At 42.2% G+C, this 22335-nt stretch carries 21 protein-coding genes and 1 riboswitch; of the genes, 16 read left to right on the forward strand and 5 right to left on the reverse strand.

The genetic code is table 11. The annotated features are described in order from the left end of the window. Nucleotides 1–79 precede the first annotated feature (79 nt). The 6 genes from ftsY (at nucleotide 80) to glpG (ending at nucleotide 5609) form a co-directional block, all read left to right on the forward strand. The gene (gene ftsY / locus FCV43_RS16315; protein WP_136995783.1) at nucleotides 80–1312 is read left to right on the forward strand and encodes a signal recognition particle-docking protein FtsY; all 1233 of its coding nucleotides are present in this window, start codon (nucleotides 80–82) and stop codon (nucleotides 1310–1312) included. A 44-nt stretch (nucleotides 1313–1356) separates the two neighbouring features. After that, a complete protein-coding gene (ftsE, locus tag FCV43_RS16320; RefSeq protein WP_017051804.1) occupies nucleotides 1357–2031 on the forward strand; it encodes a cell division ATP-binding protein FtsE in 675 nt (224 codons plus the stop codon). Beyond that, entirely contained in the window at nucleotides 2021–2992 is a 972-nt protein-coding gene (gene ftsX / locus FCV43_RS16325) for a permease-like cell division protein FtsX (RefSeq protein ID WP_017051805.1), read from the forward strand. Before ftsE ends, ftsX begins: the two co-directional genes overlap by 11 nt. Before the next feature lie 206 nt (nucleotides 2993–3198). Then, complete coding sequence (rpoH, locus tag FCV43_RS16330) at nucleotides 3199–4056, forward strand: RNA polymerase sigma factor RpoH (protein ID WP_017051806.1); 858 nt, start codon at nucleotides 3199–3201, stop codon at nucleotides 4054–4056. A 398-nt stretch (nucleotides 4057–4454) separates the two neighbouring features. Further along, a complete protein-coding gene (gene glpE / locus FCV43_RS16335; RefSeq protein WP_017051807.1) occupies nucleotides 4455–4775 on the forward strand; it encodes a thiosulfate sulfurtransferase GlpE in 321 nt (106 codons plus the stop codon). Next, the gene (glpG, locus tag FCV43_RS16340; RefSeq protein WP_136995784.1) at nucleotides 4776–5609 is read left to right on the forward strand and encodes a rhomboid family intramembrane serine protease GlpG; all 834 of its coding nucleotides are present in this window, start codon (nucleotides 4776–4778) and stop codon (nucleotides 5607–5609) included. Nucleotides 5610–5742: 133 nt separating this feature from the next. Here the strand turns inward: glpG and FCV43_RS16345 are convergent, their stop codons facing one another. Then, complete coding sequence (locus FCV43_RS16345) at nucleotides 5743–6150, reverse strand: flagellar basal body-associated protein FliL (RefSeq protein WP_017051809.1); 408 nt, start codon at nucleotides 6148–6150, stop codon at nucleotides 5743–5745. Between the two features lie 151 nt (nucleotides 6151–6301). Between FCV43_RS16345 and FCV43_RS16350 the strand changes: the two genes are divergently transcribed. Continuing rightward, nucleotides 6302–6841 carry a chorismate lyase gene (locus tag FCV43_RS16350; protein ID WP_017051810.1) on the forward strand — a complete coding sequence of 180 codons (540 nt, stop codon included), beginning with the start codon at nucleotides 6302–6304 and terminating at the stop codon, nucleotides 6839–6841. Beyond that, complete coding sequence (gene ubiA, locus FCV43_RS16355; RefSeq protein WP_017051811.1) at nucleotides 6842–7696, forward strand: 4-hydroxybenzoate octaprenyltransferase; 855 nt, start codon at nucleotides 6842–6844, stop codon at nucleotides 7694–7696. 77 nt (nucleotides 7697–7773) lie between these two features. Here the strand turns inward: ubiA and plsB are convergent, their stop codons facing one another. Continuing rightward, complete coding sequence (gene plsB / locus FCV43_RS16360; RefSeq protein WP_136995785.1) at nucleotides 7774–10194, reverse strand: glycerol-3-phosphate 1-O-acyltransferase PlsB; 2421 nt, start codon at nucleotides 10192–10194, stop codon at nucleotides 7774–7776. 469 nt (nucleotides 10195–10663) lie between these two features. On the opposite strand from plsB, the gene lexA reads away from it, so the two are divergent. The 3 genes from lexA to dinF all read left to right on the forward strand — a co-directional run bounded on the left by lexA (nucleotide 10664) and on the right by dinF (nucleotide 13659). Continuing rightward, nucleotides 10664–11278 carry a transcriptional repressor LexA gene (gene lexA / locus FCV43_RS16370; RefSeq protein ID WP_029203273.1) on the forward strand — a complete coding sequence of 205 codons (615 nt, stop codon included), beginning with the start codon at nucleotides 10664–10666 and terminating at the stop codon, nucleotides 11276–11278. A gap of 83 nt (nucleotides 11279–11361) precedes the next feature. Beyond that, nucleotides 11362–12174 carry a class I SAM-dependent methyltransferase gene (locus FCV43_RS16375; RefSeq protein WP_136995786.1) on the forward strand — a complete coding sequence of 271 codons (813 nt, stop codon included), beginning with the start codon at nucleotides 11362–11364 and terminating at the stop codon, nucleotides 12172–12174. Nucleotides 12175–12288: 114 nt separating this feature from the next. Further along, nucleotides 12289–13659 carry an MATE family efflux transporter DinF gene (gene dinF / locus FCV43_RS16380; protein WP_170961677.1) on the forward strand — a complete coding sequence of 457 codons (1371 nt, stop codon included), beginning with the start codon at nucleotides 12289–12291 and terminating at the stop codon, nucleotides 13657–13659. 135 nt (nucleotides 13660–13794) lie between these two features. Here dinF and sthA read toward each other — a convergent pair whose 3' ends face one another. Further along, nucleotides 13795–15195: a Si-specific NAD(P)(+) transhydrogenase gene (gene sthA / locus FCV43_RS16385; protein WP_017051815.1), complete on the reverse strand. Its 1401-nt coding sequence runs from the start codon at nucleotides 15193–15195 to the stop codon at nucleotides 13795–13797. 300 nt (nucleotides 15196–15495) lie between these two features. Between sthA and fabR the strand changes: the two genes are divergently transcribed. Both fabR and FCV43_RS16395 read left to right on the forward strand, forming a co-directional pair. After that, nucleotides 15496–16137 carry an HTH-type transcriptional repressor FabR gene (fabR, locus tag FCV43_RS16390; protein ID WP_029203275.1) on the forward strand — a complete coding sequence of 214 codons (642 nt, stop codon included), beginning with the start codon at nucleotides 15496–15498 and terminating at the stop codon, nucleotides 16135–16137. Further along, entirely contained in the window at nucleotides 16137–16514 is a 378-nt protein-coding gene (locus FCV43_RS16395; RefSeq protein WP_017051817.1) for a YijD family membrane protein, read from the forward strand. Before fabR ends, FCV43_RS16395 begins: the two co-directional genes overlap by 1 nt. 61 nt (nucleotides 16515–16575) lie before the next feature. Here FCV43_RS16395 and trmA read toward each other — a convergent pair whose 3' ends face one another. After that, complete coding sequence (trmA, locus tag FCV43_RS16400) at nucleotides 16576–17685, reverse strand: tRNA (uridine(54)-C5)-methyltransferase TrmA (RefSeq protein WP_136995788.1); 1110 nt, start codon at nucleotides 17683–17685, stop codon at nucleotides 16576–16578. A 154-nt stretch (nucleotides 17686–17839) separates the two neighbouring features. Continuing rightward, nucleotides 17840–18044: riboswitch (cobalamin riboswitch) on the forward strand. Between the two features lie 40 nt (nucleotides 18045–18084). Here trmA and FCV43_RS16405 point away from each other — a divergent pair. From FCV43_RS16405 to murI, 3 genes are read left to right on the forward strand one after another with little or no spacing between them, the layout of a single operon-like run. Next, the gene (locus FCV43_RS16405; protein ID WP_136995789.1) at nucleotides 18085–19899 is read left to right on the forward strand and encodes a TonB-dependent receptor domain-containing protein; all 1815 of its coding nucleotides are present in this window, start codon (nucleotides 18085–18087) and stop codon (nucleotides 19897–19899) included. Between the two features lie 42 nt (nucleotides 19900–19941). Continuing rightward, nucleotides 19942–20619: an ATPase gene (locus FCV43_RS16410; RefSeq protein ID WP_113798861.1), complete on the forward strand. Its 678-nt coding sequence runs from the start codon at nucleotides 19942–19944 to the stop codon at nucleotides 20617–20619. 56 nt (nucleotides 20620–20675) lie between these two features. Then, on the forward strand, nucleotides 20676–21479 hold the full coding sequence (gene murI / locus FCV43_RS16415; protein WP_170961678.1) for a glutamate racemase: 804 nt from the start codon (nucleotides 20676–20678) through the stop codon (nucleotides 21477–21479). On the opposite strand, the gene FCV43_RS16420 is transcribed toward murI, so the two are convergent. Next, nucleotides 21442–21894 (reverse strand): RNA recognition motif domain-containing protein, encoded by a 453-nt coding sequence (locus FCV43_RS16420; RefSeq protein ID WP_017051822.1) that lies wholly within the window; start codon nucleotides 21892–21894, stop codon nucleotides 21442–21444. The two genes, murI and FCV43_RS16420, sit on opposite strands and share 38 nt — an antisense overlap. Nucleotides 21895–22335: the final 441 nt, after the last annotated feature.

Here is a 22335-nt window from a genome sequence, read left to right on the forward strand (position 1 = left end):
TTTTCACTGCTTTATCATTTTTCTTTGTCGAAAAGGCAGAGAGTTGTAATTATTTAAGTAGATCTAGGAAGCTCCTCAGATGACAGAAAAAAAGAAGCGCGGATTACTCTCGTGGCTTGGCTTTGGTGATGATGATCAAAAAGCCCCAGTAGAAAAGCAAGAGATTGAAGAGTCAGCATTAGAACAAGAAGCCGTTGAGCAAGAACTTGCCCAGCAGGAATTGGTCGATGAGCTTAAAGAAGAGGTTTCTGAGGTTGAAGAAACTACACAAAATAGTATTGAAGAAGAGACGGTGGTCGATAATGCTGACCTAGCAGAAGCAGAAGCAGAAGCAGAAGCAGAAGCAGAAGCAGAAGCAGAAGTCAGAGTTCAAGAGCAAGAGAAGCCAACAGAAAGCTTTTTTGCACGCCTAAAACGCAGCTTAAGCCGCACGAAAGCCAATATTGGTGCTGGGTTCTTTGGCTTGTTTAAAGGCAAAAAAATCGACGAAGATCTTTTTGAAGAACTCGAAGAACAGTTGCTTATTGCTGATGTGGGAATGAACACCACAGTAAAAATTATCGAAAACCTAACGGAAAAAGCATCGCGTCAAGATTTGAAAGATGGTGAAGCGTTATATGGCCTATTAAAAGAAGAGATGTCAGACATCTTGACTCAAGTCGACCAACCACTAGAAGTGGATGCCACCAAAACACCTTACGTTATTTTGATGGTGGGTGTGAATGGTGTTGGTAAAACCACGACGATTGGCAAACTTGCGAAGCAGTTCCAAGGCCAAGGTAAAAAAGTCATGCTTGCGGCGGGTGATACTTTCCGAGCGGCAGCCGTTGAACAACTGCAAGTTTGGGGTGAGCGTAACGACGTTCCTGTGATCGCGCAACATACCGGAGCAGACAGTGCTTCTGTTATTTATGATGCCATTGAAGCGGCGAAAGCGCGTGGTGTTGATGTTGTGATCGCCGATACCGCTGGTCGTTTACAGAATAAGAGCAACCTGATGGAAGAGTTGCGTAAGATTGTTCGAGTGATGAAGAAAATTGATGATTCAGCACCGCACGAAATTATGCTAACCCTTGATGCGGGTACAGGACAGAACGCAATTAGCCAAGCAAAGTTGTTTAGTGAAGTTGCGCCAGTAACCGGTATCACATTGACTAAATTGGATGGCACAGCAAAAGGCGGCGTTATCTTTGCGATTGCAGACCAATTCCAGATCCCTATCCGTTTTATTGGCGTGGGTGAAGGCATTGACGATTTACGTCCGTTTGAAACTCAAGATTTTATTGAAGCGCTATTTAGCCGAGAAGAGTAATAGTTCACCGTTAATGGTGACTAACTTGTAAGAGGATATATTCGGTGATCAAATTTCAACAAGTGAGTAAAGCTTATCGCGGTGGGCGACAAGCATTGCAGAAAGTGGATTTTCATTTACGTCGCGGTGAAATGGCGTTTTTGGGGGGGCATTCTGGTGCAGGTAAAAGTACCTTGTTGAAATTGATCTGCGCGATTGAAAGACCAACTGATGGCAAAATCAGTTTTAATAATCACGACATCACGCGAATCCCAAACAAAGATATCCCATTTTTGCGTCGTAACATTGGTATTGTCTTCCAAGAACACCGCTTGTTAATGGATCGCAGTGTATTTGAGAACGTCGCGCTACCAATGCGAATTGAATCTATCTCTGAAAATGAGATAAAACGCCGAGTGTCGGCAGCATTAGATAAAACCGATCTATTAGATAAAGCGCGTTGTTTGCCAAGCCAACTGTCTGGCGGTGAGCAACAGCGCGTTGGTATTGCACGAGCAGTGGTTAACCGACCAACGCTACTATTGGCCGATGAACCTACTGGTAACTTAGATACAGAACTTTCCAGCCGAGTACTTAAGCTATTTGAAGAGTTCAATCGTGCAGGTGTCAGCATTCTATTAGCGACGCATGATGTCAGCCTCGTGAATTCTCGACCTCAGTATCGTCACTTAGAGTTGAATCAAGGTTTTTTGAGTGAGGTCGAAGATTATGGCCGCTAATCGTCGTAATAAAAAAGTCCAAAATAAATCTCGAACGGGCTACCGACCAAAAACAGATGGCTTCATTCGCATCCACATCAACCAAGCAAAATCCTCATTTTCAGCATTGTGGAGCCGCCCTTTAGGCAACTTATTAACCCTAGCCGTTATTTCAATGGCATTGAGCATGCCAGCTTGTCTTTACTTATTGGGTAAAAATATTTCAGTTGCGGCACAAGATGTTACGGGCTCTTCGCAAGTGAGTGCTTATATAGAGGAAGGAATGCCAGACGCCCGGGTCATGGTGCTTAAAGATGAAATTGAACGATGGGATGTGGTGGCGGGGGTCGAATATATCTCTCCACAACAAGGCCTCAATGAATTAAGTCAGTATTCTGGTTTTGATCAAGCGATCAGTCTGCTTGATGACTACGCCTTGCCCGGTGTCCTTGTTATTACTCCTAATGTGAGTGATAACACAGAAGTAAAAGGTATCGCTAAGCAGGTTCAAGCGAAACAAGAAGTGACAGATGTGCGTTTGGATGAAGATTGGTTGGCGCGGTTGAGTGCCATTCAGACGTTAGCTACGGCAATCGTCATTGCATTAACGATTTTGATGGTTGGTGCCGTATTTTTGATTGTAGGTAATACATTACGCTTTAATGTATTGGCGAATAAAGATGAAATCCAAACCATGAAGCTTATCGGTGCGACTGATAGCTTTATATTACGCCCATACCTTTATTCAGGAATGTGGTTTGGTCTGTTAGGTGCGGTAAGTGCGTGGGTATTAACCGCATTAATAACCGTATTACTTAACAGTACTGTCGCCGATCTTGCTCGGCTTTATGACAGTCAATTTCGATTAATAGGCTTGAGTTGGGATGAGTCCTTATTGTTGCTCATGCTTGGGACGTTACTCGGTTGTATGGCTGCGAAGCTTTCTGCACAAAGGCACCTAAAAGAAATTGAACCTGTATAAGTGAATGGGGTCATATTTAAACAATAAGTAAGCTCTGTGGTTTATTTATTGACTTGTATCAGGGGAAAGTTTATGCATAATAACTTCCCCCAACTTGAATCCTGTTCATTTTAGGTTCAAGATAGGCGGTTAGAATACTCAATCGATGTAAGTTTAATCGATTCGAAGTAGGTAATACTCCAGATCAGAGATTGATGAGGAATTGAATGACAAAGCAAGCATACCCAATGGCTCTAGTCACACAAGACAGTTTAGACAGCTATATTCGTTCTGCTCACAGCTACCCAATGCTGACACCAGAAGAAGAGCGCAGTCTAGCTGAGCGACTACATTACAAGGGTGAAATCGATGCAGCGAAAGGTTTGATCCTTTCTCACCTTCGATTTGTTGTCCATGTGGCTCGTGGTTATTCCGGTTACGGACTGCCAATGGCCGACCTTGTCCAAGAAGGTAACATCGGTTTGATGAAAGCGGTAAAACGCTTTAACCCAGAAGTGGGCGTCCGACTGGTCTCTTTTGCTGTTCATTGGATTAAAGCTGAAATCCATGAGTACGTATTACGTAACTGGCGTATCGTAAAAGTAGCAACGACAAAAGCTCAGCGTAAATTATTCTTTAATCTACGTAAGTCAAAAAAACGCTTAGGTTGGTTTAATAATGGTGAAGTTGAGACGGTAGCGAAAGAGTTGGGTGTCGACCCTTCTGAAGTTCGTGAAATGGAATCTCGCTTGGCTGCTCAAGATCCAACGTTTGAAATGCCTTCTGACGATGATGATTCAGCTTCTGCTTATACTGCTCCTGTTCTGTATCTTGAAGATCATGCTTCAGATGTTGCAGAAAACATTGAGGCGGATAACTGGGAGTCGCATACTAATAACCGCTTAGGGCTCGCTTTGGCTACTCTTGATGAGCGCAGTCAGCATATCGTGCGATCTCGTTGGTTAGAAGATAATAAATCGACCTTGCAAGAGTTGGCCGAAACTTACAGTGTTTCTGCCGAACGAATTCGCCAACTAGAAAAAAATGCCATGAAGAAATTGAAACTGGCGGTTGGAGAGTTCTAACGACCTCAAACAAATATTATGAAAAAGCCGAGATCATTTGATCTCGGCTTTTTTGTTGGTGATCGAAAATAAATCGAAATAAGATCGTATATGACAACTTTACCTGTGGGTAAGTCTGTGGGGTAATTCTTCAACAGTAGTGAAAAAGCAGGGTGTATCAAGGCAGGAGAGCGGTTTGTCTTGTGGGGATACTTTCCATCTTACACACAAATAAATAAGGATCATTACTATATATAGTGGATCTAATCTGTAGGTAACACTTTATCAACGCAATCCACAGCTTTATCCACAAACGATGGTTTTTTGAACGTTAGTGGATAACCCTACTGAGTGTCTGTGCTTGTTTGTCTTGGGATAGGTTACAATGATTAAATAATAATTAGCCTAAGAGAAAGTCAATGGAACAGTTTCAACACATTAATGTTCAAGATGCCAACAACCTGATAGAGCAAAAAGGCGCTCGCCTTGCCGACATTCGAGACCCACAGTCTTTTGCTGTTGCTCATGCGAAATCGGCTTACCATTTAACCAATGACAGTATGGTTTCCTTTATGGATGAAGTAGAATTTGAACAGCCTATTTTAGTTATGTGCTACCACGGAATTAGTAGCCAAGGTGCGGCACAATATCTAATTAACCAAGGCTTTGAACAAGTTTATAGTGTCGATGGTGGGTTTGAAGCTTGGCACCGTGCACAGTTACCAATAGAGAATCACTAAATGATAAGACTGATCACATTAAATAATCCTCGAGTTGCCCAATCGTTCATTGATTATATGGCAACGCGTCAAATTGAAGTTCAGATGATGCCTGAAGGAAGTGGTCAGTTTGCATTGTGGCTCAGGGATGCGCAATTTCAAATTGAGGTCGAATCTGAACTGAATCAATTTTTGCAAAACCCTCAGCAGAGTAAATACCAAGCTGCATCGTGGGATGTGGCTGAAACGAGAAAGAACGTACTACATTATCCAATGCCAAGCATGCTAGCCATGATAAAAGCAAAGGCTGGACCTTTTACTCTTGTGATTATGCTGACTTGTATTGTCGTTTTTATTTTGCAACAAGTTGGTTTTGGACAGCAGATATTCTCTGCTTTGCATTTCCCAGCAATTGAAGGACAGCAATGGCAAATTTGGCGTTGGTTGAGCCATGCTGTATTGCACTTTTCTGTCATGCACATCGCATTTAATGTGCTGTGGTGGTGGCAACTCGGCGGCGATATTGAGAAAAAGTTGGGCGTGTTCAAGCTCGCCCAGATATTCGTCATTTCTTCCGCTTTATCAGGAGCAGGGCAATACTGGATTGAAGGGGCTAATTTTGGTGGGCTCTCAGGGGTTGTGTATGCATTGGTTGGCTACTTATGGGTCTTTGGCACTCGTGCGCCACATCAAGGTTTATCGATTCCAAAACCAATCGTGGGGTTCATGCTGGTATGGCTCGTTCTGGGGTTTGTTCAACCATTTATGGCGATAGCAAATAGTGCACACTTAGCAGGTTTGCTCAGCGGTGTTGTTCTTGCCTACATCGACAGTGCTAAATATAAGAAAGCGTAATAGCCTTTCTGTTGGGTTTGAATATAAAAAAAGCGACATGAAGTCGCTTTTTTGGTTCTTTCATCGGTATAGACCTCATTGGTCTAGAGCTAATAGATGGTTTATTAATAGAAAGCTTTACTGGTGACGCGTTTTATTGATAAAGATATTTTGTGAAAAGTAGATCGGCGATTAACGTTTTTCCCGTTTCAGGGAGTAAAATCGTATTTAGGTGATCAACTAACACTTTTCTCAAATCTTCACGTCCTGAGAGTGATTTTACGGTATCTTCTGATTGTTGGCCAAGTAGCTCAATAACAGCATCACGAATTAATGGTTGGTGAAGCTCCACCGTCGCTAAGTCTGCTGAATTAGCGACCATGATATCGATACGAACTTGAATATAGCCAAGCTTCTTACCTTTGGTATGAAAATTGGTTGTTAGATCCGGTTCTAATGTAAAGTAAGCCAATGTTGGAGCCGCTTCTTCTTCCGCAACGGTTGGGAGCGACATAAGAACGCTGAATGCGAGAAGTATCTGGGTTATATAACGTTTATACATAGTGCTAACTTTTCTTTCTCTTATCTCGATATTCGAAACGCCTTTGTCTTGGTACAATGGAGAGTCAAAAATTTATAATAAACAATATGGTCAGAGTGACCACTCATTGAAGCTTTATTGTACGATATAAAGCCACTAATTGAATACTAGTATGAATCAACTTACAGCACCTTATCTATCTTATTTATTAGAGGTAGAGTGGCAAAAAATAGAAAATTTCGTGTTTCCGAGTGAATTTGCCAAGCAATGGCTTTTAGAGCAAGGATCACTTTCACGTCGATTAGGTGAACATTGTCAGAATTTGACGGTTGAACTGTTACATAACCAGATTGTTGATATGTCCGTACTCAAGGATGACGAAGCGAGCTTATTATCTCCTCAAGAATGTTTATTACGAGAAGTGGTGTTGAGTGGTGATAAACAAGCTTGGGTTGTAGGTCGAACACTGATCCCACGTTCAACATTGATTGATCAGCAGTATGATTTAGCAAGGCAAGGGGATATCCCATTAGGGCTGACCGTGTTCAGTGCTGATGCCGTTAAGCGTGATGGCTTGCAAGTGGGAGTTATTATGACTCCTGATGGTCCACTATTGGCTCGTCGCTCTCGGTTATGGATGAACCATAAGCCGATGCTCGTGGCTGAACTATTTTTACCGACATCCCCAATTTACTCTAAGGAGAGAGTGTAAATGACAGCATCGAAAGCTCGCGCCTATTGGCAGTTGATGCGTATGGACAGACCTATTGGAACCTTGTTGCTCTTATGGCCGACCCTTTGGGCATTAATTATTTCAGCACAAGGCATCCCAGATGTAAGCGTGCTTGTGGTATTTGTTGCTGGTGTGATTCTAATGCGTGCTGCTGGTTGTGTGATTAATGATTTTGCTGATCGCAAAGTCGATGGGCATGTTAAAAGAACCAAGTCACGTCCATTACCCGCAGGAAAAGTGAGCTCGAAAGAGGCGGTAGGGCTGTTTTTAGTGCTCGCTGTGGTCTCTTTTCTGCTGGTATTAACCATGAACCCACTCACCATTCAGCTCTCTTTTGTCGGGCTTGTGTTAGCGTTCATCTATCCATTCATGAAACGCTTTACCCACTTACCACAACTGTTCCTCGGTTTGGCATTCAGTTGGGCGATTCCTATGGCTTGGGCTGCACAGTCTGGTGAATTACCGACGTTAGTGTGGTTTGTCTTTGGTATTAATGCACTATGGACAATTGGCTACGATACTCAGTATGCCATGGTGGATAGAGATGATGATCTTAATATCGGCATCAAATCGACGGCTATATTATTCGGTCGTTTTGATAAGATGGCGGTAGGGTCTTTTCAGTTAATATCGCTAGCGATGCTTATTGTGCTGGGTAACTGGTTAACGCTAGGGGCGAGTTATTATTGGGCATTGTTAATCGTTGGCGCTCTGTTTGTCTATCAGCAGCACCTAATTCGTCATCGAGATCGAGATCTCTGCTTTCAAGCTTTTTTGAATAATAACTATGTCGGCATGCTTGTCACATTGGGTTTGTTTATTGCTTACTGGTAACCAAAAGCTATAGAAAGATAGAAAAAAGGCATCCCTCGGTAGGATGCCTTTTTGATCATGGTGTTACCAACGCTCACTTAAGCGTGGTAAGCACTTTCTTGAATGGTTAGGCGTATCTCTGGGTAAAGCATAGAAAACAGTAGATTAGAGAATTCACGCGTTTTCTCTAAGTCACAGTTACCATCTTGGTCGAGATAATTTTGTTCTTTCAATGTATTGAACATCGCAGAGAACACGCCTTTATCGAAGAATTCTGGTGCATTGATACCGTGTAGGCGACCTAAGCGCTGAGCGATATCTTGGCTCTTCTGTTCTAAATCTGATTTACCTAGCTCAGGGTTTGATACCAATAAGTTCATCGTAATCGAGTAGCGTTGTAGCGTCTCTGTAATCGTGCGTCCTAGCAGCATTAACGTCTGGCTATTTGATTCATTGATTGAGATGACATCGTCATCAATCGTGAGCATTTTCTGTTGAGAAAGTTCATTCACAATCGCCGTGACTACGCCATCTAACTGCTCATCTTCATAGCTTAAGAACAGCTCTTTCTTTAAGAAAGGATAAATGTTCGCAACATTCTCTTGGACTTGTTGAATCGATAAGTGGCGATGACGAATCAACATCTGTGCAATGAGCGAAGGCAAGGCAACTAAATGAATGATGTTATTGCGATAATAAGTCATCAAAATCGACTGGTTGCGATCGAGTGAAATGATATCACCCATGCTGTCAGATTCGATTACAAACTTATTCAGTGACTCCGCGTGTTTCACTAACTCAGCCGCACTCTCACTTGGAATTGTACTGGTTGCTGAGTAAGGGATGTTTCTTAAGATCGATAGATAACAGTCAATCTGAGAGATCAATGAATCACGAGATAATGCACGCTGACGAGAAGCCAATAGAGCGGTGGCACATAAAGTTAACGCGTTGGTGGCAGCAGCATCATTGATATGCGTCATCATCTTAGTGGCAAGTTGATTAACCACAGGGTTTAGCCATTGTGGTTTGGTTGTGCCCATCGCATCAATATCTTTATTCCACTCAGGAGCATGTTCATTTAGGTATTGATTCAGAGGGATCGGCTCACCAAAGTTAACGTACCCTTGGCCGAAATTACGCAGTTTACGAATGGTTCGTAGAACTAAACTCGCATTCTCTTTCTCTTTGCGTTTACCGCGTAGCTCTTTGGCGTAAGTGCCCACTTCCATTACATGCTCATAGCCGATGTAAACCGGGACTAGCGTAACAGGGCGATCCAATCCACGGAGCATGGCTTGAATCGTCATCGCAAGCATACCCGTTTTCGCTTGCAGTAAACGGCCAGTACGAGAGCGTCCACCTTCACTGAAGTATTCGACAGAGTAGCCTTTAGTGAACAACTCAGCTAAATACTCACGGAAAATAGTCGAATATAATTTATTGCCTTTAAAGCTACGGCGAATAAAGAATGCGCCACCACGGCGGAAAATAGGACCCGCAGGGAAGAAGTTTAAGTTAATACCAGCGGCAATATGTGGTGGAACCATACCTTCATGATAAAGCACATAAGAAAGTAGTAAGTAGTCCATGTGGCTGCGGTGACAAGGAACATAAACGATTTCATGTCCATCTTGTGCTAAACGACGCACGGTTGCCGCATTATTAATATTCAGACCTTGATAGATTTTATTCCATACCCAGCCCAATATTTTTTGACCATTTCGGATGAGCGAATATGAGAAGTTCGCAGCAATTTCATCCATGATCGCTTGGGCTTCTTTGCGCACTTTCTCTATCGGGATGTTTTTGGCTTGTGCTTCTTCTTCAATCGCTTTTTCAATAACCGCTGATTTCAGTAAGCGATCAAACAGCACCATGCGATTAGGTAAGTTAGGGCCAGATGCTGCCAGTTTTTGGCGAGAAAAGTGAATTCGAGCCACTCGAGCTAATTTGTGCGCGATAGTTTCGTCGGTGCCGTGGGTATCTGCCATATGGCGTAGTGATACCACAGGGCTAAAGCGAACGAGGCAGTCTCGGCCAGATACGATAACGGCTTTCGCTTTTTGTAAACCATTCATCGCTTGCAAGTACGGCTTCTGTTTATCTTCTTTACCTGGCTTGCGACCCCAAAGTACCGTCGCAGGGATAACCTGTACGTCTAACTCAGAATCCAAGCTATGTAATTTTAGTAGCTCTGAGAATAACGAAATTGAATCACTTGGAACATGCTGATCATTTTGAACAATCGTAGGTCGTGATGAGATAAACACAAAACGTTTAAAGGATTGGCCATTGATCTCTAAAGGTGAAAGTGGATCGGGTAGCCCGAACTCTAGAGCATGTTTTTGTAGAGTCAGTAGGTCGACACTGGAGCGAAAAGGCAATGCATAAACAATGGGTTTATTGATATCAATACTATGGTCTTCAATAGGATTTGAAGGAATAGCCGTTCCTTTTACTAATAATGACATGGGTAATTTTAGTAATGAACGTGAGAAAGAGTGCCCTGAAGACATAAAGGTTCGCAGCCTCGAAAGTTATAAAAAATACATAGGCGTATCTTTACTTTCAACCACATAAGACAGAAAGGCTTAGGAAAAAAATAGAGATAGGCATAAGCGTTAAATTTAAGCGATGCAAGAATACCAGAAACTGGTCGAACCTTTTAATGGTATTAGTCATGTGAGCATCAATTAATGTAAAAGTATTCACTCACTAAATTTAAGTATACGCGATAACGGGTTAAAAAATATTAAACCATCGCTCTAGAAGCGTTGATGTTTAATCGGCTGAATGTATGAATAGTTCAGTCGTTCTCGCAATGAATGAAGAGATTAAAAGTCTAAAAAAGAGAGGTTTTTCCTCGGTAATGATGCAGGAACTCGTGCGTCTTTATGAAACAAATTAAAAAACAACCAATTAGCTTTTCATTTCACCACTTACTGGATATACTCACAGTCAACTGTATAAAAAGACAGGTGACTTATGAAGCCGTTAACGCCCCGCCAGCAACAAGTTTTCGATCTAATCAAAAGTAAGATTGAAGAAGCCGGAATGCCACCAACACGAGCCGAAATTGCCCGTGAACTTGGCTTCCGTTCTGCGAATGCTGCAGAAGAACATTTAAAAGCGCTTGCTCGAAAACAAGCTATTGAAATCATTCCGGGAGCTTCACGCGGTATTCGTATCCTTCTGGAAGATGCCCCTGATGAGGGTTTGCCTCTCATTGGACAAGTTGCCGCAGGTGAGCCAATTTTAGCCCAGGAGCATGTTGAGACTCACTACAAAGTGGATCCTGGTATGTTCAAGCCTCAAGCGGATTTCTTATTGCGCGTAAATGGCGAAAGCATGAAAGACATCGGAATTATGGACGGAGATTTACTTGCGGTTCATAAGACACAAGATGTGCATGATGGACAAGTGGTCGTGGCTCGCGTCGATGAAGATGTAACCGTTAAGCGTTTAGAACGTAAAGGTTCTACCGTACTATTGCATGCTGAGAATGAAGAGTTCTCGCCAATTCAAGTTGACCTCACATCACAACATCTTGCGATTGAAGGCATCGCCGTTGGTATTATTCGTAATACAGACTGGATGTAGTTTATGGGATTTATTCTCAATAACTTGCAAGTGTAATTGATATTCATTATCATCTTCTTTATGGTGACATAAGGAAGATGATGATGCCCCGACCAAATAAAAAAACTGACTCTAGTTATCAAATTCCAGCCAATTTGTTACAACCTCTTTGGCTTCGAAGCCGAGAAAGTTTAGTTGATAATGGACTGGTGTATGACCCTATCGCAGCCCAAGCATGTCAACGTTGCTATCTTGCTGCTGAATGCTTATCTGGGAATGTTGACCAGAAACAACTCCTTCATGCCACTCTTACTCAATTATGCGATGCACAAGTACTCCTGTTCTTACAACAATACCCAGATGCGTGGGTGATTAACGTTGGAGCTGGGCTCGATACTCGTTTTTATCGTATTGATAACGGTCGTTGTCATTGGCTTGAGCTGGATGTCACTGAAAACCTAGTGTGGCGACAGAAACTATTTCACAAGAATGAACGTTACCAATTGAGCTGTGGATCTGTGAATGATTTATCATGGCTCGATAAGTTGAACATTCCTGAGCAAGCCCCTGTGATGCTCTTGTGTGAACAAGCGTTGTTAGATTGTTCAGAAAAGCAGGTTGCCAACTTTGTACAAGCTCTAGGCCGTCATTTTGTTCAAGCTCATGCGTGCTTGGTTCTCGCGGGAGATCAAACCTCTTCCCGTATTGGTCAAGGTTTAGGTTCTAGTGATTATCAACACGGCTTTTCATCTCCTAGTGAGAAAGTACTGAATTGGCTGCCATGGGCGCAGTGGGTTCGACAATTTTCGCCACTCGATAAAAACTGCAGCCGTTGGAAATCTTGGCAGCGATGGTTATGCCGTTTCCCCTCATTAAAGCAGAGGTTAACCCCCGTTCTTATTCAACTTCGCTGGTAGGTGAGTTAGAGCCTTGCTTTGATGTCGCTGATTGTCGCGTATGAGATCACCGCTGAATGAGTAGCGGCTGAAATTCGACTAAGCTACACTCGCTCATCAACCAAAGAGGTGAGCGTGCAGAATCTATTCTTCCAAACTTTATCCAATCAAGCAGTACACAAACGCGTGTTGTTGCTTGCTATCCCAATGGTGTTATCCAATATCACGATTCCTTTATTAGGTTTAGTGGATGCTGCGGTTATCGGTCATCTTGAGCATGCTTGGTACCTCGGCGGTGTGGCTTTAGGTAGCATGATGATCAGCGTGACTTTCTGGTTACTTGGTTTCTTGAGAATGTCGACAACAGGACTTGCTGCTCAAGCATATGGCGGTGACGATAAACGCCAACTGGCTTTGGTTTTTGTTCAGGGTGTTGGAATGGCATTGAGTTTTGCATTTATTTTCTTGCTATTACACAGCGTCGTCGCCGATATTATTTTCGCTTTTAGCGATGCGAGTGAACAAGTTAAGCATTACGGAGAGCAATATTTTTCGATTCGAGCTTGGAGTGCGCCAGCAGCGTTAGCTAATTTTGTCATTTTAGGCTGGTTACTCGGAACGCAAAATTCGAAAGCGCCTATGTGGATGGTGATTATTGCCAATGTCACTAATATTGCACTCGATATTCTTTTTGTAATGGGGTTAGGGTTAAAGGTCGAAGGTGCTGCCTTTGCTTCCGTTATTGCGGATTATGCAGGGATGAGTTTCGGTTTGCTATGTGTCGTTCGTGTGTGGCGACAAAAATCACTGCCTTCCCCAATGGCGATTTTGTCTCAAACTCGTTCTGGTTTAAGCCGATTCATTAATTTAAATCGTGATATTTTCTTACGTTCACTTTGCTTGCAGGCCGCGTTTAGCTTTATGACCTTTAAAGGTGCGAACTTTGGTGATGAAGTGGTTGCTGCTAACGCGGTATTGATGAGTTTTCTAATGATGATCTCTTATGGCATGGATGGTTTCGCATATGCGATGGAGGCCATGGTTGGAAAAGCGATTGGAGCCAGGGATCGTGCGGAGCTAAATCAATCGCTCATCGGTACTTTTTTCTGGAGCTTGATCATCTGCGTTGGGCTGACCTTTGTTTTTGCTTTTTTGGGATCGCACATGATCCTGTTGATCACCTCTATCGCTGAGGTCCAAGAACTTGCCAATACCTATTTACCTTGGCTTGTAGCTATGCCTCTCGCGGCGATGTGGTGTTTTTTGTTGGATGGTATCTTTGTTGGTGCAACGAAAGGCAAAGAGATGAGAAATAGTATGTTTATTGCAACCAACGGCTTCTTTCTACTCTTTTTCCTTTTTTCTTCACTTGGTAATCATGCGCTATGGTTGGCGATGATCGGTTTTATGCTAATGCGTGGCATTGGTTTGGGAACTATTTTTATCTATCAATGGAAGAAAGGGACGTTTTTAGGTGATGTTGACATGAAGAGCAGTGTTGCCTGATTAATTAAATTTTATAATAAAAGCGCCCTCACTGACGAGGGCGTTTTTATTTGAAGGAGAAATCTAGCGTTACATCTGCTTATAGCAACTTAATCTCATTGCGGCCTAACCGATATCGGTTTGCAAATATGAAGGTTAAAATAAGCGATTCAGCCCATTTAATGCGGCAACACGATAAGCTTCAGCCATTGTAGGGTAGTTAAAGGTAGTGTTGACGAAGTACTCAATCGTATTCGCCTCTCCTTTCTGTTCCATAATGGCCTGACCAATGTGAATAATTTCCGCAGCACGCTCTCCGAAAACATGGATGCCTAAGATCTCTTTTGTTTCTCGGTGGAACAGTATTTTTAAGCTACCTAAATCTTTACCTGAGATCTGTGCGCGCGCTAAATGTTTAAACGCAGATCGTCCCACTTCATAAGGCACTTTTGCTGCGGTGAGCTCTTGTTCTGTTTTACCTACTGAGCTGATTTCCGGGATGGTATAAATGCCCGTCGGGATATCTTCAATCAGGTGACCTTTTGCTTGACCATGAGTGATCGCTTGAGCGACAAAACGACCTTGGTCATAGGCGGCACTGGCTAGGCTAGGGTAACCAATCACATCCCCGACAGCGTAGACATGGTCGATCTCAGTTTGATAGTTTTGGTTCACCGCAATTTGACCACGAGAGTCCGCAGATAACCCCGTCGCTTCCAAATTGAGTTTATCAGTATTACCGGTTCGCCCATTGGCATAGAGAATACAGTCGGCTTTCATTTTCTTGCCAGACTCTAAATGGACGATCACACAGTCATCAGTGCCTTCAATTTTCTCAAAAGTTTCGTCGTTACGGATCACGACACCGCTATTCCAAAAGTGATAAGACAAAGCGTCAGAGGTTTCGTTATCTAAAAAAGAGAGAAGTCGGTCGCGAGTATTAATCAGGTCTGTTTTGACGCCTAACCCACGGAAAATCGAGGCGTACTCACAGCCAATCACGCCAGCACCATAAATAATAATATGCTGAGGGTCGTGTTTTAACGATAAAATCGAATCGCTGTCATAAATTCGTTCATGTAAAAAATCAACATTGTCGGGTTGGTAAGGGCGAGAGCCTGTGGCAATCACAAATTTATCGGCACTGTAGATTTCAATGGTTCCATCGGCTTGAGTGACCGAGATTGTGTGAGAATCAGTAAATCGGGCGGTACCAAATACCAAGGTGCATTGGTTTCGATCGTAGAAACCTTGGCGTAAGCGAGTCTGTTTATCAATGACTGATTTGGCATGACCAAGGATGTTAGAGAACGTCGAGTGAATGCTGGAGTTGTTATTACAGAATAGGGGGTTGTTATTGAATTCAATAATACGACTGACCGCATGACGCAATGCTTTCGATGGGATCGTGCCCCAATGGGTACACCCTCCTCCAACGCTGCTCTCCTTTTCAATAATAGCGACATTCAATCCCGCTTTGGTTAATCCCATTGCTGCCCCTTCACCTCCGGGGCCACTACCAATTACGATCACGTCAAAGTGATTGGAATGTGCCATAATTCATCCTTGTTATAATTATTAACATTGCTGTAGCGAGATTTTAACTGATTAGTGGTCTTGGTAAACGAAAAGCACCCCAGAGAGTGGATCGGATCACGCAGATTCATCTAATTCTCAAATTTGGTATGCGGTATGTCTCCAAATGCAGAGTTGTCGATTGCAATTGGATCTCTGGGTGTATTAACTTCTTTGGGTTATTCAAGTGGGTGAATGTTAAGGCTTAAATTACGTCGTTATTCGCGTTATATTAAACACTACACATCATTCAATGATAACCAACAGAAGACCTAGTTAACTATGAAGTCCATGGGAATCCGCGCACAGCAAAAAGAGAAAACTCGTCGCTCATTGATTGACGCTGCATTTAGTCAGCTGAGTGCAGATAGAAGTTACTCGAATTTAAGCTTACGAGAAGTCGCTCGTGAAGCGGGTATTGCACCTACCTCTTTTTATCGTCATTTTAAAGATATGGATGAGTTAGGCTTAACTATGGTTGATGAGGGCGGATTACTATTAAGACAGCTGATGCGACAAGCTCGTCAAAGAATAGTCAAAGAAGGCAGCGTGATCCGGACATCGGTAGAGACCTTTATGGAGTTTATCGAGAGTAATCCTAATGTTTTTCGCCTCTTATTACGTGAACGCTCTGGTACCTCATTTGAATTTAGAACTGCGGTAGCTCGAGAAATCCAACATTTTGCCGCAGAATTGACAGAATATTTAATTACCACTGGTATGAATAGAGAAGAGGCGATGACTCAAGCTGAGGCGTCGGTCACTCTTGTTTTTAGTTCTGGTGCTGAAGTATTAGATGTAGAAAAACATGAGCGAGAAGAGCTCGAAGAAAGATTGATTATGCAGTTGCGAATGATTGCCAAGGGCGCTTTTTGGTATCGCAAAGAACGTGAACGTAACCGATTAAAAGGCAGGATTGAATAATGTCGAATGAAAATAATGCTACAACTCGTAAGTCTGAAAAAAAAACGTTGGTATTAGCACTCATCGCGGGTGTATGTGGTGATGCTCTTTTGTCTTGGATGACAATGAGCGAAGTTTCGTTTTCTATTTTTCCACTAATTGCATTGGTACTATCTGTTCAGATGCTATACCAAGAGTATCTAAGCCGTCCTGTATCTGAAGATATTCCATTAGTTGGTTTGGCATGTTTCTTTGTCGGGATGTTTGGCCACTCCGCTTTCGTAAAAGCACAATATCCAGAAGCAGGCTCAAACTTTTTCTCGATTATGGTCATGCTTGTCCTGTTGGCTTGGGTCGGCAAGAAACTTGGCTTTATGGATCGTCCAACGGCTGAGTAAGTGATTTTTAAAATAAAAAACGAGCCGAAAGTGGCTCGTTTTTTTTGCTTTCAATTCTGTTCTACGCTTTGCGCTCTAGGAACACGCCTGCTTCCATGTGGTGCGTATATGGAAATTGGTCAAATAGAGCAAAGCGAGTCACGTTGTGAGTTTCACTTAAAATATCTAGGTTTTCTTGTAGTGTCTCAGGGTTGCAAGAGATGTACATGATTCGCTCGTAGCTTTGAACCATCTTACAGGTATCGACATCCATGCCAGAGCGAGGTGGATCAACAAAGATGGTGTTGCAGTTGTAGCTCTTTAAATCAACGTTAGCTTGCTTCAAGCGACGGAACTCACGTTTGCCTTCCATTGCTTCTGTGAAGTCTTCAGCAGACATTCGGATGATTTGCACGTTATCGATATGGTTTGCTTCAATATTGTATTGTGCAGATACAACCGATGGCTTTGCTAATTCAGTCGCTAATACACGGTCAAAGTTTTGAGCTAAAGCTAATGAGAAGTTACCGTTCCCACAATACAGCTCAAGTAAGTCACCACTGCTATCTTGAGTACAATCGATAGCCCATTCTAGCATTTTCGTTGCAACTACACCGTTGGGTTGAGTAAAGCTATTTTCGACTTGTTGGTAGATATAAGGCTTGCCGTTCACGTCCAGTTTCTCGATGACATAATCGCGGTCTAATACAATTTTCATCTTACGCGCACGGCCAATAATGTTTAGATTGAACCCTTCATCATTAAGTCGCTGTTTTAGAGCTTTGGCGTTCTCGATCCATGCTTCATCTAATTGGCGATGGTAAAGCAGAGAGACTAAGATCTCACCACTGAGTGTTGATAAGAAATCGACTTGGAATAATTTATGACGCAGTGTCTCACACTCTTTCATGGCATCAGTAAGCAGTGGCATTAAATCATTTATTAATCGACTTGCTGCTGGGAATTGATCGACGCGATATTTCTCTTTAGTCTCTTGATTGAACATGACGTAGTAGAGATCGTCACCTTCATGCCAGACGCGAAATTCTGCACGCATACGATAATGCTGCTCTGGAGATTCGAAGACTTCCAATTCAGGCACGTTGTATTGAGTAAACATTTGAGTAAGGCGTTCAACCTTCTCGGCCAATTGTTCTTGGTAGCGTTGCGGGTTTACATCTAGAGTCGCCATGTTCATGCCTTTTTGGTCGCGTGCATTTAAATCAGAGCGCAGATTTTATTCAATCCCTCGCGCTTGTCCAGTGCTGTTGTGTAATCCGTCTAAATTGTGTCCTAAAAACTATAGCTTATGCCTATCTTTAACTAGACAAACTATCAATAGCTTAATACTATCCTCGCGAGCTGGTGCTATTTTAGATGTATAGATGGCCGAAAAGGGAATCTGGTGCAAATCCAGAACTGACGCGCAGCGGTAAAAGAGAACGAGTATTTGTCAAACACTGCACATAGGTTTGTGTGGGAAGTTAAATATAAGGTGGCCTATTGGCTGTGCTCTTAAGTCCGAATACCTGCCAGCAGCTGAGTCATATCGGATGATTTAGTCGGAATTTACGCGATTTAGGAATACAAAATGAACAAATCCCTTTTAGCGATCGCTGTAGCATCGCTGCTTACCCCTATCTCTTATTTACATGCCCAAGAAGCCTCTGCTGATGAAACCATGGTGGTGACGGCTAATCGCTTTGAGCAGCCTCTAAATGAAGTTATTGCTTCAACTACTGTTATTACCAAACAAGAAATTGAAGAGTACCAAGCAAAGTCATTGGTTGATGTATTAAAACGAGTGCCTGGAATTGAGGTTTCTCAAACGGGTGGCCGTGGGCAAAGTGCCTCTATTTTTATGCGTGGCTACAATAGTGATCATGTCTTAGTCCTGGTTGATGGTGTAAGAATTGAAACGTCGGCAGGAAAAGTTAGCTTTAATCACTTCCCAATTGGCTTAATCGAGCGTGTAGAAATTATTAAAGGAGCTGGTGGCGCTTTGTATGGTTCTGATGCGATTGCTGGTGTCATCAATATCATCACAAGCACACAAGATGCTGGAGAAAGAACATCTGTAAATGTTGGCGCGGGTAGTGACAACCAGCGTGAAGCGAGCTTCTCGACAACAAAAAAAGTAGCGGCAAGCGGTACGCTTAAACTTGCTGGTGGTTTTGAAGAAACTGAAGGTTTTGATATTAAAGACCCTGCAACAGGGTTGGATTACGGATATGAAAGCAGCAATATCTTTGCTGGCTATTCCCATCAAATTTCAAAACAGTGGTTAGGTTCACTTTCTGTTCGTTGGTTTGATAGCTTGGCGGAGTACGATTCATCTGGGAAAAAATTTGGTTATACAGAAAACTTAAGTGTAACCGGAGAAGTGCAATATCAAGGTGATAAACTCAATTCCGTGTTTCGATTAAATCAACAGGCCATTGATTCTCTGGAATATACTTCTGCGGAAGGTAAAGATGGAGCGGGAACTAAGAAATTTATTGATCAAACCAGTGCTCAATTCCTCAATCTTTATGCAATAAACAATTTGGCTTCTCTTGGTGCTGGTGCGGATTGGAGACAAGAAAAGCTCAGCGATGATTCTGTTGGTTGGGGATTAGACCCACTAGTCGGGGAGACTCAAAATACGACTGGTGTTTATATTTCTGGTGATATTAAAGATGAACGCTTTCATGTAAACGCAAGCGTTCGTAATGATAAGCATGATAAATACGACAATTATACCACTTGGAGTCTAGGTGGAGCTTATAGTGTCGCTGAAAATCATCAAGTGCGAGCAAATATAGGTACGGCTTTTAAAGCGCCTAGCTATTCTGATTTATCAAGCAACCCAGATTTGAAAGCCGAAGAGTCTATCAATCGTGAAATTGGATATAGTGGCCAATTTGATCTCATTGATGTTGATGTCACTTATTATAACAATGAAGCCGACAATTTGATTATCTGGTACCAAGGAAGCCCATGGTATGCCGAAAATGTAGATGCGAAGCTGAAAGGTATCGAGATTTCAGCTGGATTTGATACCGGATTTATTCATCACACGATAGTTGCTGAATATAAAGATCATAAAGATTCTAGAGGCAACAAACTCGCTAAACGAGCAGATGAAAATTATAAATGGTTGCTAGATGCTTACTATGAAGATGTTGAGTTCAACTTAACTTACCTTTATACCGGTGAGCGATTGGGGAATCCTGATGAAACCAATATTTCCGGAAATATGCTGCCATCAGTTAGCCTTTGGGATGTGTCTGTTGGCTACTGGATCAGTCCTGAACTAGTTGTTCGCGGTAAAATTGATAATTTAACTGATGAAAAATACCAAACGTCGCTGGGCTATAATGCTCCAGAGCGTCGGTTCTTTACTAATTTAAGCTATCAATTCTAAATATCTAAACCGCCTTCGGGCGGTTTTTCATTAGGGATAATTATGAAAAAGAACGTTGTCATTAGTTGGTCATCAGGCAAGGACTCAACTTTAACTTTAGAGAGACTAATTGAAGATCCAGATTATGATGTGGTTGGCCTCTATACAACATATGTTGGAAACCAGGTTCCCTTTCAAGCAACACCAATCGCTGTCGTTGAGATGCAAGCCCATCTTATTGGTTTGCCTCTAATCTTAATAGAGCTGCCTGAAGTCTTTCCAAGTAATGAGGTATACCAATCAGCAATTGTTGATGGTTTAAAGCAAAGCTCATTAGACATTCAAGCCGTAGCGTTTGGGGATATGTTTTGTAACGGTATTGCCGAATACAGAAAAGAATATATTGAACCTGCTGGCTGGGAATGCGTTTTCCCACTGATGGGTACACCAAGCGAAGAACTTGCTGAAGAGATCATTCAACGTGGTATTCAAACATTTATCGTGACGGTCGATGGCCAGCATTTAGCGAATGATTGGTGTGGAAAAGCGTATACAAAGGAATTACTGAAGAACCTGCCAAGTTCGGTTGATCCATGTGGCGAAGATGGCGAATTCCACACGTTGGTGACGAACGCTCCTTGCTTTAAAGGGAGCATTGATATTGTGCTACAAAATATCGATAGTGAAGGGCGTTTTAGTCATCAAAAATATTTAGCAACCTTGAACGAAAATTCGAGGTGATTGCCAAAATATTAGGAGCGAGTATTATTGCTGCGTATTTTTCTCGAGGCTGAAGCGTGTCTAAACAAAGTAAACGAGTGCTGGTTTTTGATTCGGGTGTTGGTGGCTTATCTGTATATCAAGAAATCAAATGCCTCTTACCTCAACTTGATTACATCTATATTTTTGATAACGAAGCTTACCCATACGGTGAGCTCGAACAAAGTGTATTAATACAGAGAGTCAAAGCTCTTGTGCTTGATTTTGTAGCCAAGCATGAGGTTGACCTTGTTGTTATTGCTTGTAACACGGCCAGTACAATAGTACTTCCGACTCTTAGAGAAGAGTTAACTATACCGATTGTCGGTGTGGTTCCTGCCATTAAACCTGCATCATTGCTATCAACCAAAGCCGTGGGACTTATCGCTACACCAGCAACTGTCACTCGAGAGTACACACATGATCTCATTAAGAGCTTCTCTCTAGATAAAAACGTAAAACTCCTTGGCTCTACAAGATTAGTTGATATGGGAGAAGAAAAGCTAAGAGGCGAAAGTGTCAATATCGATGAACTTGCGACGATTTTATCGCCTTTAGTTAATCATATTGATGTTGCGGTTTTGGGATGTACTCATTTCCCTCTAATTAGAGATGAGATTCAACAAGTGCTAGGGTCGAATGTTGTATTAATCGATTCAGGAAAAGCAATTGCGCGGAGAGTTGAAGAGTTGCTCGAACTCACCGAGATAAAAGAGAAAAGTCAGGTAGGAATGAATCAAATTTTTTGTAGTGCGCCTCCTATAAAAGAGGACGCACTAAATATTATATTGAATCAGCTAGGTTTTATTCCTGTTCAGCTTCATCAATTTCAGGATGTTTAGGGTCATTTGCAATACGTACCTTCAGAGTTCGCTGCATATAATCCTTATCATTTAATGCTGAAATAGCCGTTTGCACATCATTGCTTGCCATAACAACAAAACCAAACCCTCTACGTTTACCAGTACGCTTATCTTTCATTAGGCGTACAGCAAACACTTCACCCTGCTCAGAGAACAATTCGCGAACATGAGATTCGTTGGCTTTATAAGGCAAGTTACCTACATAAAGTGTTTTAGTTGATGGGTTTTGTTCAGGCTCACTTGCCGACTTGGTGCTTGAAAGATTAAGAATAAAAGCGGAAGCCAAAACACCGATAACAAAAGTTAGCGCAGGGGAAATAGCAACCTGCGAGAATACAATGCCGCCTAGAACAACTAGAGCGACGATTAACAAGATAGATTTTTTTGAGTTCATATATGAATACTACATTTTAAGTAACGAAATAGACGCATCTACTATTAACATAATAGATACATGAATCTTACGTACATGCTTGACGTTTTTCCAACCCATTGCTGTGATGCGTTTCAAATGTTGAAATTTTATTCGATAAACAATGGATTGTTTGTATTTTAAACGAACAGAAATTTATTGCAAAAAAGTACTTGTCATAAATTCATTCATCTCTATAATGCCGCCTCACTGACACGGAACGAGACGCAAGTCACGATTCGAAATCAGAAGAGAAAATAAGTTTTTTTAAAAACATATTGACTCTTAAATTGGGAAGCGTATTATTCGCACCCCTAGCGACATGCCGAAAGGCAAGCTAGAAAAGCTCTTTAACAATTTAGACCTATCAATCTGTGTGGGCACTCGTTGATGATAATCACTAGTTTCGTACTGTTTGTTTTC

The organism is Vibrio genomosp. F6, from assembly GCF_005146325.1.
Lineage (GTDB): Bacteria > Pseudomonadota > Gammaproteobacteria > Enterobacterales > Vibrionaceae > Vibrio > Vibrio cortegadensis.

Excerpts from the sequence above, each read along its gene's own strand:
- FCV43_RS16345 (WP_017051809.1), bottom strand. The coding sequence starts at position 6,150 with ATGTATAAACGTTATATAACCCAGATACTTCTCGCATTCAGCGTTCTT.
- FCV43_RS16375 (WP_136995786.1), top strand. The coding sequence starts at position 11,362 with ATGCCCCGACCAAATAAAAAAACTGACTCTAGTTATCAAATTCCAGCC.
- rpoH (WP_017051806.1), top strand. The coding sequence starts at position 3,199 with ATGACAAAGCAAGCATACCCAATGGCTCTAGTCACACAAGACAGTTTA.
- FCV43_RS16350 (WP_017051810.1), top strand. The coding sequence starts at position 6,302 with ATGAATCAACTTACAGCACCTTATCTATCTTATTTATTAGAGGTAGAG.
- trmA (WP_136995788.1), bottom strand. The coding sequence starts at position 17,685 with ATGGCGACTCTAGATGTAAACCCGCAACGCTACCAAGAACAATTGGCC.
- FCV43_RS16410 (WP_113798861.1), top strand. The coding sequence starts at position 19,942 with ATGAAAAAGAACGTTGTCATTAGTTGGTCATCAGGCAAGGACTCAACT.
- sthA (WP_017051815.1), bottom strand. The coding sequence starts at position 15,195 with ATGGCACATTCCAATCACTTTGACGTGATCGTAATTGGTAGTGGCCCC.
- glpG (WP_136995784.1), top strand. The coding sequence starts at position 4,776 with ATGATAAGACTGATCACATTAAATAATCCTCGAGTTGCCCAATCGTTC.
- ftsY (WP_136995783.1), top strand. The coding sequence starts at position 80 with ATGACAGAAAAAAAGAAGCGCGGATTACTCTCGTGGCTTGGCTTTGGT.
- FCV43_RS16405 (WP_136995789.1), top strand. The coding sequence starts at position 18,085 with ATGAACAAATCCCTTTTAGCGATCGCTGTAGCATCGCTGCTTACCCCT.
- ubiA (WP_017051811.1), top strand. The coding sequence starts at position 6,842 with ATGACAGCATCGAAAGCTCGCGCCTATTGGCAGTTGATGCGTATGGAC.
- plsB (WP_136995785.1), bottom strand. The coding sequence starts at position 10,194 with ATGTCTTCAGGGCACTCTTTCTCACGTTCATTACTAAAATTACCCATG.
- FCV43_RS16395 (WP_017051817.1), top strand. The coding sequence starts at position 16,137 with ATGTCGAATGAAAATAATGCTACAACTCGTAAGTCTGAAAAAAAAACG.
- FCV43_RS16420 (WP_017051822.1), bottom strand. The coding sequence starts at position 21,894 with ATGAACTCAAAAAAATCTATCTTGTTAATCGTCGCTCTAGTTGTTCTA.
- glpE (WP_017051807.1), top strand. The coding sequence starts at position 4,455 with ATGGAACAGTTTCAACACATTAATGTTCAAGATGCCAACAACCTGATA.
- fabR (WP_029203275.1), top strand. The coding sequence starts at position 15,496 with ATGAAGTCCATGGGAATCCGCGCACAGCAAAAAGAGAAAACTCGTCGC.
- ftsX (WP_017051805.1), top strand. The coding sequence starts at position 2,021 with ATGGCCGCTAATCGTCGTAATAAAAAAGTCCAAAATAAATCTCGAACG.
- lexA (WP_029203273.1), top strand. The coding sequence starts at position 10,664 with ATGAAGCCGTTAACGCCCCGCCAGCAACAAGTTTTCGATCTAATCAAA.